This window comes from Helicobacter pylori, from assembly GCF_900120335.1.
Lineage (GTDB): Bacteria > Campylobacterota > Campylobacteria > Campylobacterales > Helicobacteraceae > Helicobacter > Helicobacter pylori_BU.
Map to the genome: position 1 here is coordinate 670,430 of NZ_LT635477.1, position 13,263 is coordinate 683,692.

Here is a 13,263-nt window from a genome sequence, read left to right on the forward strand (position 1 = left end):
TATAATAGTGCGTAAGAATTTAACTGATGAAGAGGTTTAATGCTAGAAAATAGAGTTAAGACCAAGCAAATTTTTATCGGTGGCGTGGCCATAGGGGGTGATGCTCCCATAAGCACGCAAAGCATGACCTTTAGTAAAACCGCTGATATTGAAAGCACTAAAAATCAAATTGACCGACTCAAACTCGCCGGGGCTGATTTAGTGAGGGTGGCGGTGAGCAATGAAAAGGACGCCCTAGCCTTAAAAGAATTGAAAAAAGTGTCTTCCTTGCCCTTAATCGCTGATATTCATTTCCATTATAAATTCGCTCTCATTGCCGCTCAAAGCGTGGATGCGATCAGGATCAATCCCGGAAACATCGGCTCTAAAGACAAGATCAAAGCGGTGGTTGATGCTTGTAAAGAAAAAAACATTCCTATAAGAATTGGCGTGAATGCCGGGAGTTTAGAAAAGCAGTTTGATCAAAAATACGGGCCGACCCCAAAAGGCATGGTAGAAAGCGCTTTGTATAACGCTAAACTTTTAGAAGATTTGGATTTTACCAATTTTAAGATTTCTTTGAAAGCGAGCGATGTGATGCGTACCATAGAAGCTTACAGGATGCTACGGCCCCTTGTGATCTATCCTTTCCATTTGGGGGTTACTGAAGCGGGGAATCTTTTTAGCTCCAGTATCAAATCCGCCATGGCTTTAGGGGGGCTTTTAATGGAAGGCATTGGGGATACGATGCGCGTATCCATCACAGGGGAATTAGAAAATGAAATCAAAGTGGCTAGAGCGATTTTACGCCATAGCGGGCGTTTGAAAGAGGGGATTAATTGGATTTCTTGCCCCACTTGCGGGAGGATTGAAGCCAATTTAGTGGATATGGCGAGCAAGGTAGAAAAACGCCTAAGCCACATTAAAACCCCTTTAGACATTAGCGTGATGGGTTGCGTGGTGAACGCTTTAGGTGAAGCCAAACACGCAGACATGGCGATCGCTTTTGGGAATCGCAGCGGTTTGATCATTAAAGAGGGTAAAGTCATTCACAAACTGGCTGAAAAGGATTTGTTTGAAACTTTTGTCATAGAAGTGGAAAATTTAGCTAAAGAAAGAGAAAAAAGTTTAAAGGATTAGGCATGATGAATAAATTTAAAAATTTTGTGAGCAACTACCAGCAATCTAATAGTTATAAAGAGCCTTTAGGTTTTGGCATTGCCAGAGTGGATATTGCCCCTATTTCCAAAAAGATTTTATGCGCCACTTACCCCATTTTGAACTGGAAAGAGGAAAATCTAGGCTCTTATGCGGTGTTTTGTAACTCATTTTCTAAAGAAAAAGTCCTAAAAGAGAGCGCGAGCGAGTGCGTCGTTGAGATTGATGAAAGTTTTGTGTTAAAAGCGCTAGAGTTTTACACGCCCTTTTTGAATGAAGCCTATTCTAATAAAATGGCTCATAAGAATATCCAAGTGGTTTTAGAGCTTTTAAAGGCTTTAGAGGAAAATCGTTTGAAAAATAATAATGGGGAGTCTCTTTATCGCTTGGTGATCTTGTTTGAAGATAAGCCTTGTGAGAGCGTGGAGAGCGCGTATATGAAACTTTTAGCGCTCTCTTTAGGTAAAGCCCCTTTGAGGAGTTTGAATTTAGAGGGCATTTTTAACCAGCTTTCTAATGCAGCCTGGAGCGGTAACAAGCCTTATGAATTAGAATGGCTCAGGATGAACGAAGTGGCTTTAAAAATGCGAGGCCATTTCCCTAGCATTGATTTTATAGATAAATTCCCGCGCTATTTGATGCAATTAATCCCTGAATTTGATAATATCCGCTTATTGGATAGCTCAAAAACGCGCTTTGGGGCGTATTTAGGGACCGGAGGTTACACTCAAATGCCCGGGGCTAGTTATGTGAATTTTAACGCAGGGGCTATGGGAGCGTGCATGAATGAGGGGCGTATTTCTTCATCGGTGGTGGTTGGAGCAGGCACTGATATTGGTGGGGGAGCGAGCGTGTTAGGCGTTTTAAGCGGAGGGAATAACAACCCCATTAGCATTGGGAAAAATTGTTTGTTAGGGGCTAATAGCGTTACCGGAATTAGTCTAGGCGATGGCTGTATTGTGGATGCAGGCGTTGCGATACTAGCCGGGAGCGTGGTAGAAATTGAAGAAAATGAGTTTAAAAAGCTTTTAGAAGTGAATAGCGCTTTAGAAAAGCATGCGAACAACCTTTACAAAGGCAAGGAGCTTTCGGGTAAAAATGGCGTGCATTTTCGTTCCAATAGCCAAAATGGCAAGCTGATCGCTTTTAGGAGCGTGAAAAAAATTGAGTTGAATCAAAACCTGCATTAAGGATTAAAAGAATGCTCAAAAAAAGTTTGTTATGGCTTGTTTTTTTAATCTTACAGCTTAGCGGCGCTGAAGAAAACAATCAAGCCCCAAAAAACACGCCCCCTGAATTAAACCCCGCTAACGCTAAGGGCGCGCCAAACCCTAACACCCAAATCACCCCTAAAAACGATAACTCCAATCTGTTAGACAAATTGGGATCGCCTGAAAACGCTCAAACCGAGCTTTCTGCCGGTATTGATTTGGCTAAAAAGGGCGATTATCAAGGGGCTTTTAAGCTTTTTTCCCAATCGTGCGATAATGGTAATGCGGCTGGGTGTTTTGCGGTAGGGGCGATGTATGCTAATGGGGTAGGGATCCAAACCAACAGACTAAAAGCCGCTCGCTATTATGAAATGGGTTGCAGTGGGGGCGATGCGACCGCTTGTGCGAATCTGGCTCAAATGTATGAAAACAAAAAAAACGCTGATTCAAACGATAAAGAAAACGCTTTGCAATTGTATGCGGTGGCTTGTCAAGGGGGGGACATGCTCGCATGCAATAATTTGGGGTGGATGTTTGCTAATGGGAGTGGGGTCCCAAAAGATTATTACAAAGCGATGGGTTATTATAAATTTTCATGCGAAAACGGGAATGATATGGGGTGTTATAATTTGGGCTTGATGTCTAACGTGAATAATATTTATGGCATTGATAAGGCGCAGCTCAGTCAAGTGGATTTGAATTATTTGGCTTGTAACGCTGGGGACATGATGGGGTGTGCGAATTTAGGCTGGATTTATGCGAATGGGGATCTAGGGGCTCCGTTAAATAACCACTATGCGGCGAAGTATTTTCAAATGGCATGCGATGGGGGGATTTTGGGGAGTTGTAATAATTTAGGCGTGCTGTATCAAAAGGGCTTAGGCGTGCCTCAAGACGATCAAAGGGCTTTGGATTTATTCTCGTATGCATGCGATAATGGCTTTGAGTCAAGCTGTCGTAATTACGGGAATTTCAAAGAGCATTTATTGCGCGTGAATCCTAATTACGGGCGCTTGTTCATGCCATACAATTCTTATGAGATACCCTAGTAGGGGTATTTTGAAATCATTCCCGCCACATAACTAAACCCCCCTAAAGATCGCATTTTTAAGAGATTACTACTTGCTTTGCGCAAAGCTCTTTTATCTTTTTGGGATAAATCCAGCCACAAATTGCGGTTTTTTCACAAATTTAAGCTATCTTTTTTTTTTGATTTAATACTCGGTGCAATGATAATCTCACTCAAAAGGAAAAGCGATGAAAGCGACACAAAGCACCATTAACGATTTTTTTGCCTTAACAGGCACGATATTTTCTATCCCTGTATATCAGAGGAATTATACTTGGAAAGAAGAGAATTGTAAAAAATTACTGCAAGATATTGTCGGTATTTCTCAAAATAAGAAAACGCATTTCATGGGTTCTATCACTTATATTTTGCGTTTGATTGATGACGAAAAGAGCTTGAGACAACTCCAAGAATTTGTCATCATTGATGGGCAGCAAAGGATTACCACTACCATGCTTTTGCTTAAAGCCATAGAGACAAAGATACAAAATGAAGCAATAAAAAAGGAGATTGACGGACTACTCAATCTTACAGGACAAAGGTTGCGCCTAAAGCCCATTAAAAGCGACAAAGAAGCCTTTGATCTTGTCATGCAAAATCGATCGCATGAACTGCAAGGCGGATCGCACATTAGGGACAATTATAAATTTTTCACCAAAGAGCTTGAAAATTATATCAGCGAAGGGTATCGCATTGAAGAGATTTATGGCGCGTTTTTGCGGCTTAAAATCGTAGCCATAGGCTTAGAGCTAGGCGAAGACGATCCGCAAGTGGTGTTTGAAAGCATTAACGCCACGGGCGTGCAATTAGAAGGGCTGGATCTTATCCGCAACTACCTGATGATGGGGGAAAATTCTGACAGACAGAAACACCTTTATGAGACCTATTGGGTGCCTTTAGAAGATTGGCTTGGCGAAAAGGATTTGAATGATTTTATCAAAACCTATTTGAGAATCTACCTTGAAAAGAAACTAAGTGATGAAGAGCGTGAAGTGTATTACGCGCTAAAAACCCATCACAGAAAAAATATCTCTGATATAGAAGCCCTTATGAGCGATATGCGTGAGTATGGCAGAATCTATCAAATCTTTTTAGACAGAGATCATTATTTTTTAGGGCGTGGGGATCCGCAACAGTTAGCGAATTTACGCCTGCGTATTAAGGATCTTGTGAAAATCAAATTTGGCGTGGCAAAGCCCTTTATTTTGCGTTGCGCCAGAGATTTTGAAGAAGGCAAATTGGATTATGAAAACTTCCATGAAATTTTGCAAATCCTTACCAGCTACTATGTGCGCCGAAGCGTGTGCGGAGAGCCTACCGCCGCACTTAACAAAGTTCTTTATTCTTTATATAAACAGCTAGAAGAAGATATTTCAGCCGATGCATTGAAGCGGTATCTGGGCAAGAGCGTTGGTCAAGCGGCGTTCCCTAATGACGATAGAATTAAAGCGGCATTTCTTGTGCGTAACGCTTATGCAACAAATTATGTGTGCAAATTCATTCTGCTTGAGATAGAAAAGCTAAGCAACGCCGAACCGCCAAGAGAAGAAAATCTAGAAGTGGAACATTTCTACCCCAAAACCCCCACTCAAGAATGGCGCGATAGGGTGGGGGACTATTTCACTTTTGAGCAAGACTACCTCCATAATTTTGGGAATCTAACCCTATCAGGGCAAAATCAAAAGCTCAGCAACAAATCTTACGAGGCAAAAATAGAGCTTATGGAAGAATACAGCTCCTTGCATTTAAACGACTATTTCATCAATAACACCCATTCTTGGGGGATAGAGGAAGTGAGGAATAGGAGCGAATATTTAGCGGATCAATTCTGTCAAGTGGGATTGTTTAAAGATTTGCCTAAAGAATACCGCGCAAGAGAGCTTCACAAAACCCTTGATGATGACTTAACTAACCATAATCTTCAAAGCGTCAAGCTCCCCAATGATCAAAGGCGCATGGCAATAAACGCTAAAGAATTAGCTAGCGTTGTCATAGACTACTTGCTGGAAAACGCCAGGGAAGCCTTTGAAAGCTACACAGACGATGAGTCTCAAAAATACATTTATTGGAGTAAAGCAAAAGCTGAAGCAAGGGATAGAGATGGCACTTTGGTTGTGCCTTTTGAAAAATACGGATTTTACTTTGTAAGCAATGCGAGTTATCAAACTACGGGCAGTAATCTTAAAGATCTCATCTCAGGCTGCGATCTCAATCCCAGAGACTTTATTGTGGAATGAACAAGCCCCCAAAAAATGGGGGTTAAAAAGCCCTTATTTTAAAATCACTTACCAAAAGCTTGGTGCAAATGCGTGGTTAGGGAGTTAAGATACTGCTCCACTTGGGGGTTTTTCATCACATCGTTACAAATAAAAGTGGGCAACGCTGAAAGCCCTAAAAACTGGAACGCCTTATGCAAATGCAAATACACAACATCCACTCCCACCCCTTCAAAAAATTCATTAGGATCGTTAAAGGCTTCAATGGGAGCGTTCCAAGTCAAGCTCAACATGTATTTTTTGCCCTGCATCAAGCCCCCTTTCCCGTAGTTTTTAGTGGGGTTTTGCGAACTTCTGCCATCGCTAGCATAAAGTTTCCCATGCCCTGAAGTGAAGACTTCATCAATGTATTTTTTCACAATCCAAGGCTCGCCCATCCACCAGCCAGGCATTTGCCAAATCGTCGCATCAGCGTTAAAGAATTTCTCCACTTCTTGGCTCTTTTCATAGCCTTTATCCACGATCGTTGTATCCACTTCTAGCCCCAAAGATTCTAGAGTCTTTTTTGCATGGTGGGTTAAGGTTTCATTGAGTTTCCCCCCAGAATGCCCGAACGCTTTGGCCCCATTAATGATGAGTACTTTTTTCATTTTGTTCCTTTTTTAATAAAATAGGGGGTATTCTATCCAAATGAAACTTAATGTTAAAGAAATTCCTTTCATCTAAATATAAAGCTAAAAAATAACCAATTGCCACTACATTATTTTTATTATGTTAAGATAATGAAAATTTCTAGTGAAGGAGTGGTCATGTTCTACGATGAAAAAAAGACCTATCAAAGGATTGAAGAACGCCTTGAAGTAATTCGTTCGTTTAACGCTCATAACGAGCATAAAAACTTACAAGACGAGTTTAAGGGTGCGGGCATTTCCAGGCGCGATTTATTGAAATGGGCGGGCATGATGAGCACGACTTTAGCCTTGCCGGCTAGTTTTGCTCCCTTGACTTTAAAGGCGGTAGAGGTGGCTAACAGATTGCCTGTGATTTGGTTGCACATGGCAGAATGCACCGGCTGTAGCGAGAGCTTGTTAAGGAGCGCAGACCCGACCATTGATAGCATCATTTTTGATTATATCAACCTAGAATACCATGAGACGATCATGGTAGCGAGCGGTTTTCAGGCTGAAAAAAGTTTGCATGACGCCATAGAAAAGCACAAAAACAATTACATTTTAATGGTAGAAGGCGGTATCCCCCAAGGCACGGAGTACTTCCTCACTCAAGGCCCAAACGCTGAAACGGGGGCTGAAGAGTGCAGGAAAGCCGCCAAATACGCAGCCGCTATTTTTGCCATAGGCACATGCTCAAGTTTTGGGGGCGTGCAAGCGGCTTACCCTAACCCCTCTAACGCGCAACCCTTACACAAAATCATTGATAAACCCGTGATCAATGTTCCCGGTTGCCCGCCTAGTGAAAAAAATATCGTGGGTAATGTGCTTTATTACTTGATGTTTGGGACTCTCCCTAAGCTTGATGCGTATAACCGCCCCTCTTGGGCTTATGGGAACAGGATCCATGATTTGTGCGAAAGGCGAGGGCATTTTGATGCGGGCGAATTTGTGGAACATTTTGGCGATGAAAACGCTAAAAGGGGCTTTTGTTTGTATAAAATGGGCTGTAAAGGGCCTTACACTTTCAACAATTGCTCCAAACTCCGCTTCAATTCACACACTTCTTGGCCCATAGGTGCAGGGCATGGGTGCATAGGGTGTTCTGAGCCTAATTTTTGGGATACGATGAGTCCTTTTGAAGAGCCTTTAGCGAATCGCTCCATTAAAACCGCCTTTGATGGCTTAGGGGCTGATAAAGTAGCGGATAAGGTCGGCACGACTCTACTCAGCGCAACCGCTATTGGCATTGCCGCGCATGCGCTCCTTTCTAAAGCGATCAAAAACAAAGAGTAAGGGATTAACATGTCAAAAAAAATCGTAGTCGATCCTATCACTAGGATTGAGGGGCATTTAAGGATTGAGGTGATCGTAGATGATGATAATGTGATCACCGATGCGTTTTCTTCCTCCACGCTTTTTAGGGGGCTAGAAACGATCATTAAGGGCAGAGACCCACGAGATGCAGGCTTTATCGCTCAAAGGATTTGTGGGGTATGCACTTATTCGCATTATAAAGCCGGTGTTACTGCGGTAGAAAACGCTCTAGGCATTACCCCCCCATTAAACGCGCAATTGGTGCGATCTTTGATGAACATGGCGTTGCTTTTTCACGATCATGTGGTGCATTTCTATACTTTGCATGGGCTTGATTGGTGCGATATTATGAGCGCTTTAAAAGCCGATCCCGTTCAAGCGGCAAAACTTTCTTTCAAATACAGCCCTTATCCCATTAATACCGGTGCCGGTGAATTAAAAGCGGTTCAAAAACGCTTGAATGATTTCGCTAAAAGCGGATCTTTAGGGCCTTTTAGCAATGGCTATTATGGGCATAAAACCTATCGTTTAAACCCAGAGCAAAATTTAATCGTCTTAAGCCACTATCTCAAGCTTTTAGAAATCCAAAGGGAAGCGGCGAAAATGACCGCTATTTTTGGGGCCAAACAGCCTCACCCGCAAAGCCTAACGGTGGGGGGTGTTACGAGTGTCATGGATATATTGGATCCGACAAGGTTGGCTGAATGGAAAAGCAAGTTTGAAGTGGTGGCTAATTTTATCAACCATGCTTACTACCCTGATTTGGTGATGGCAGGCGAAATGTTCGCTAACGAACCATCCGTTATTAAAGGCTGTGGTTTAAGGAATTTTATCGCTTATGAAGAAGTGTTGCTTGGGAAGGATAAATACCTTTTGAGTAGTGGGGTGGTGCTTGATGGGGATATTTCTAAATTACACCCCATTGATGAAAGTTTGATTAAAGAAGAGGTTACGCATTCTTGGTATCAATATGAAGACACTAAAGAAGTGCAACTCCACCCTTATGACGGGCAAACTAACCCGCATTATACCGGTTTAAAAGACGGCGAGAGCGTGGGGATTGAAAATAAAATAATCCCTGCTAAAGTGCTTGACACTAAGGATAAATATTCTTGGATAAAATCCCCCAGATACGATAGTAAGCCCATGGAAGTAGGCCCCTTAAGTTCCGTAGTGGTAGGTTTAGCGGCGAAAAACCCCTATGTTACTGAAGTGGCTACTAAATTTTTAAAAGACACGAAACTGCCTTTAGAGGCGTTGTTTTCAACGCTTGGGCGCACAGCTGCAAGGTGTATTGAAGCTAAGACTATCGCTGATAATGGTCTTTTGGCGTTTGACGCGTTAGTGGAAAATCTAAAGAGCGATCAAAGCACTTGCGCTCCTTATCACATTGATAAAAATCAAGAATATAAAGGGCGCTACATTGGTCAAGTGCCAAGGGGCATGTTAAGCCATTGGGTGCGTATTAAAAACGGCGTGGTGGAAAATTATCAAGCGGTGGTGCCTTCCACTTGGAATGCGGGGCCTAGAGATTCCAAAAATCAAAGGGGGGCTTATGAAATGAGCTTGATTGGCACTAAAATCGCTGATTTAACCCAGCCTTTAGAAATCATTAGGACTATCCATTCTTTTGACCCATGCATCGCATGCTCAGTGCATGTGATGGATTTTAAAGGGCAGTCTTTAAACGAGTTCAAAGTAGAGCCTAATTTCGCTAAATTCTAAAAAGGGTTACGCATGGATAAAATGAATAAGGTCGTTTTACACAAAGAGTATTCAGGTTTTGTGCGCTTTTTCCATTGGGTTAGGGCTTTGAGTATTTTTGCTTTAATCGCTACGGGGTTTTACATCGCTTACCCTTTTTTGCAGCCTAATTCCAGCTTTTATAAAGGGGTGTATCTTTTACAAGCTTATGTACGCTCTTTTCATGTCATGTTTGGGTTTTTGCTCATTAGTGCGTTAATTTTTAGAACCTATCTTTTTTTCACTAAAGAAAGCTTGATGGAACGCAGGAGTTTCAGCCAACTTTTAAGCCCAAAAGCGTGGATAGATCAGATGAAAGCGTATTTTCTTATTAGTGATAAACCCCACACTAAAGGAGCGTATAACCCTATCCAACTCGTGGCTTATTTCACTTTGGTTGTTTTGATTGTGTTGATGAGTTTGAGCGGGATAGTGCTGTATTATAATGTCTATCATGAGGGGCTTGGGGCGTTTTTAGCAAGCGCTTTTAAGTGGTTTGAAGCGCTTTGTGGGGGGTTAGCGAACGTTCGTTTTATCCACCATTTAGCGACTTGGGGGTTTATTTTGTTTGTCCCTGTGCATGTTTATATGGTGTTTTTCCATTCTATCAGGTATGATAGTTCAGGGGCGGATTCTATGATTAATGGCTATGGTTACACCAAAAAATGAGTCAAAAAATCCTAATTTTAGGCATTGGCAATATCCTTTTTGGCGATGAAGGGATTGGGGTGCATCTAGCCCACTACCTCAAAAGGAATTTTTCTTTTTTCCCTAGCGTGGATATTGTGGATGGGGGGACTATGGCTCAGCAACTCATTCCTTTAATCACTTCGTATGAAAAGGTTTTGATTTTGGATTGCGTGAGCGCTAAAGGCGTTGAAATTGGCTCAGTTTATGCCTTTGATTTTAAGGACGCTCCTAAAGAAATCACATGGGCTGGGAGCGCGCATGAAGTGGAAATGCTACACACTTTAAGGCTCACGGAGTTTTTAGGGGATTTGCCTAAAACTTTTATCGTGGGGCTTGTGCCTTTTGTGATAGGGAGCGAGACCACTTTCAAACTTTCAAGCGAAATGTTAAACGCTTTAGAAACAGCCCTAAAAGCCATAGAAACCCGACTCAACGCATGGGGGGTTAAAATGCAACGCACCGATCATATCGCCCTAGATTGTATCGCTGAACTCTCTTATAAGGGTTTTTGAATTGGTGTTTGTCTTTCTTTTTAAATGCGTTAATGAAAAAACAAGCTTGATTTTTACGCCCCTTTTAGAGCGAATGGCGCTCCATTTGCAAGCGCGTTTTTATAGCGTTTATAAGGATAATACCACTTCTTTCTACCTCCAAGCGAGCGCTGAAACCACCTTAGAATTCGCACAAAAACTCAGCGAGATTTTGCCCTTTTCTTTGGATTTTAGCTTTTTGTCTTTAAAGGAAATCACAGAGCCTTTAGATGAAAATCTTTTCCAAACAACAAGCCTTTCAAAGCCCCTTTTTATGAACGCTAAAGAGCATCAAGATTTTTTAGACAAAAACGCATCTTTGTATGCCAATGCGTTAGGTTTTGTCAAAAACACCGCTTTTAAAGGGAAAATGATTTATAGCCCTAAAGAGCTTATAGATTGTTTAACCCAATTAAAAGGCATGCTCAAAACGCAGGATTTTATCCCTATTTCCACTTCTAGGGGGGCATTATCCCTTTCTTTAAAAAATCCCTCTCCAAGCGTTATTTTTAGCGATCTTTCTAGCGTTTTAACCTGCACTAAATTGCCTTTAGAAGACGCTAAATATTTAGCCAGTTTGGAAAAACCCTCCATCAAAGCCCCATTAAAAAGCGTGTTTAAGGACACTTTCAAAAATGATGAAATCATAGCCCAGCTACCCTTTGACCCCATATTGAATTTATTGTGCCATATTTTACAAGATGAGGGGATAGAATTTGTTTTTGCGCATGAAAGCCATTCTTGTGAAGCGCTTTTGCATTATGAAGCGCTTTTTAAAACCCCTAAGCGCTTGATCACACCCACTAAAAAATTCGTGCTAGAAAATAATTTTTCTACCTTTCCCTTTAAAGATGAATTAGAGTTTTTAAGAGAAACGCCCAATTCTATCGTTTTGTATTTTAGTTTCAAGCGCCCTACAAGGTTATTGTTGCATGCTAATGGTTCTTTAAAAACGCTTTTAAGCGTTGGTTTTGATTTCAATCAAATATTTAACCTCCTCAAACAAGATGAAAAAGCCTCCAGAATGCTACAAAACTACGCGACTAAATTCCCTGATTTTTACGCGCGCATTGCAGAGCTTTCTCAATACAATCTAGGGGGCACGAATTTATTGGATTTTTTTCGCATTTTGGGGTTTGTTTTGGGGTATAGCGAGGATTTTCATTCGCATAGCGTTATTTCTTTGGCTAAAGAATGCTTACGCCCTAAAGGCCCTAGGATTGATTATAAAATCCTTAAAAACGATTCTTTGAAAATGGCTTTAAACTTTTCAAAGATCATGCACAGCGCGATGAGTTTCAGGCTCGCAGGCGTGGAAAATGAAATTTTGAGTTTGGGGATTTTGGATTCTTTAGCGGAGTTTTTAGGGAATTTCATTTGGGACAACGCGCAAAATTTTAGCGTCCAAGAAGTAACGATCGCTGGGGATTTCTTTGGCGAAAAAGTGTTTTTGGATTTGTTTGTGCGGTATTTCCCTAAAACCCTCGCTCTTAGAACGCATGCATTTTTGGATTATGAATAAGGGCTTAAAAGCGGATGTGCATCATCAGCCCGCCGTCCATGTATTGGGTTTTTTTGCTTTTAGTCCTTTCAAAATAAGGCCCAAAAGATAGGGCTTTATTGAAATTCACAATCGGCATGCTCACCCCTTCAGCGATATTGTTTTTAGCGAGTTGTTTGTAAAACTTTTTGTCGCTTTTTTTATGGCTTTTAAGGTTAGGGCTTTTTTCTAAATCCACGCCTTCTAATCCGCTATTTTTAGTGAAATCGTAAAGCTTTTTGTCGTTTTTAGCCTCGGTTTCTGAGCCATGGTTTTTATGGAGTTTGTAAAATTTTTTACCGCTCTTTTTTTCGCTTTTAGTTTCGGTTTCTAAATCCGCTGCGAACATGCTACTATACGCCACAAACGATACAAGAAATAAATTTCTAACTATACGCATAAGATCTCCTCTTATTATAGCCTTTCTTTATCACACTACCATAGCATGTTAGAAACAACCATTAGAAAACACAAGCGTATTTTAATACCAACGCCACCACGCACGCTAAAGCCACTCAATCAATAAAAAGCGTAAGGGAAGTATCCAGGCGCTCCATACCCATAAGGCCCATAAGGCATAAGACCTGACCCATAAGGCATGAAACCATAGGGCATGTAATAATAAGGCATGTAATAGCCTCCATACATGCCGTTTTGCATGGGCGAATTGAGGTTATCCACTGAATTGTAAAAGCCGTTTAAAGAACCATAAGCGTTATAATTAGTGAAACGATTGATTAAAGGCGTGGTGCGCGCATCAATAGTGGCGTTTTCTTGCTGGATGGCGTTTTCTTCTCTGGCGACTTCTTGAGCTTTGGTTTCTTTAGGATCTTTAACTATCACTTCTTCTATAGGCACATTCGCCCCACAAGCGCTTAACAGATAGGCTAAAAAGCCGGTGTTTAAAAAAAGAACGATTTTAGAAAGATGAGCGGATTGGTTGGGTAAAAAAGTTTTATTGTTTTGATGCATGGGTTTTCCTAAATTTTAAAATAACTAAAGATTAACATGTTTTTGATTTAATGTTGGTTAAGCGGTGGTTTTTAGGGTTATTTCATTTTAACTTTGTTTTTCATTAAAACCCCATACTAAAACCTTATTTTATGATAAAATACCTAGCAATAATATCAAATCTTAAACCA

At 41.2% G+C, this 13,263-nt stretch carries 12 protein-coding genes; 9 read left to right on the forward strand and 3 right to left on the reverse strand.

Annotated features, from left to right (window positions below; genetic code table 11):
- Positions 1-39 precede the first annotated feature (39 nt).
- From ispG to CS889_RS03305, 4 genes are all read left to right on the forward strand, one after another.
- On the forward strand, positions 40-1,119 hold the full coding sequence (gene ispG, locus CS889_RS03290; protein ID WP_000892501.1) for a flavodoxin-dependent (E)-4-hydroxy-3-methylbut-2-enyl-diphosphate synthase: 1,080 nt from the start codon (positions 40-42) through the stop codon (positions 1,117-1,119).
- A 2-nt stretch (positions 1,120-1,121) separates the two neighbouring features.
- Entirely contained in the window at positions 1,122-2,327 is a 1,206-nt protein-coding gene (locus CS889_RS03295; RefSeq protein ID WP_089086833.1) for a 2,3,4,5-tetrahydropyridine-2,6-carboxylate N-succinyltransferase, read from the forward strand.
- A gap of 11 nt (positions 2,328-2,338) precedes the next feature.
- Positions 2,339-3,397 carry a tetratricopeptide repeat protein gene (locus CS889_RS03300; RefSeq protein WP_000914916.1) on the forward strand — a complete coding sequence of 353 codons (1,059 nt, stop codon included), beginning with the start codon at positions 2,339-2,341 and terminating at the stop codon, positions 3,395-3,397.
- Positions 3,398-3,605: 208 nt separating this feature from the next.
- Positions 3,606-5,654 carry a DUF262 domain-containing protein gene (locus CS889_RS03305; RefSeq protein WP_089086834.1) on the forward strand — a complete coding sequence of 683 codons (2,049 nt, stop codon included), beginning with the start codon at positions 3,606-3,608 and terminating at the stop codon, positions 5,652-5,654.
- Positions 5,655-5,698: 44 nt separating this feature from the next.
- Here the strand turns inward: CS889_RS03305 and mdaB are convergent, their stop codons facing one another.
- Positions 5,699-6,283 carry an NADPH:quinone oxidoreductase MdaB gene (mdaB, locus tag CS889_RS03310; RefSeq protein WP_089086835.1) on the reverse strand — a complete coding sequence of 195 codons (585 nt, stop codon included), beginning with the start codon at positions 6,281-6,283 and terminating at the stop codon, positions 5,699-5,701.
- A 159-nt stretch (positions 6,284-6,442) separates the two neighbouring features.
- Here mdaB and CS889_RS03315 point away from each other — a divergent pair, with 159 nt between their 5' ends.
- From CS889_RS03315 to hydE, 5 genes are read left to right on the forward strand one after another with little or no spacing between them, the layout of a single operon-like run.
- Complete coding sequence (locus CS889_RS03315; RefSeq protein ID WP_025449839.1) at positions 6,443-7,597, forward strand: hydrogenase 1 small subunit; 1,155 nt, start codon at positions 6,443-6,445, stop codon at positions 7,595-7,597.
- Positions 7,598-7,606: 9 nt separating this feature from the next.
- On the forward strand, positions 7,607-9,343 hold the full coding sequence (locus tag CS889_RS03320) for a nickel-dependent hydrogenase large subunit (protein ID WP_089086836.1): 1,737 nt from the start codon (positions 7,607-7,609) through the stop codon (positions 9,341-9,343).
- Positions 9,344-9,355: 12 nt separating this feature from the next.
- Positions 9,356-10,030, forward strand: a complete 675-nt coding sequence (cybH, locus tag CS889_RS03325) for a Ni/Fe-hydrogenase, b-type cytochrome subunit (protein ID WP_089086837.1) — start codon at positions 9,356-9,358, stop codon at positions 10,028-10,030.
- Complete coding sequence (hydD, locus tag CS889_RS03330; protein WP_000078659.1) at positions 10,027-10,563, forward strand: hydrogenase biosynthesis protein HydD; 537 nt, start codon at positions 10,027-10,029, stop codon at positions 10,561-10,563. The genes cybH and hydD overlap by 4 nt, the downstream gene beginning before the upstream one ends.
- A 1-nt stretch (position 10,564) precedes the next feature.
- Positions 10,565-12,103, forward strand: a complete 1,539-nt coding sequence (gene hydE / locus CS889_RS03335) for a hydrogenase biosynthesis protein HydE (RefSeq protein ID WP_089086838.1) — start codon at positions 10,565-10,567, stop codon at positions 12,101-12,103.
- Positions 12,104-12,107: 4 nt separating this feature from the next.
- Here the strand turns inward: hydE and CS889_RS03340 are convergent, their stop codons facing one another.
- Positions 12,108-12,521, reverse strand: coding sequence for a hypothetical protein (locus CS889_RS03340; RefSeq protein ID WP_001983685.1), 414 nt, complete (start codon positions 12,519-12,521; stop codon positions 12,108-12,110).
- 119 nt (positions 12,522-12,640) lie between these two features.
- Entirely contained in the window at positions 12,641-13,093 is a 453-nt protein-coding gene (locus tag CS889_RS03345; RefSeq protein WP_000554089.1) for a hypothetical protein, read from the reverse strand.
- Positions 13,094-13,263: the final 170 nt, after the last annotated feature.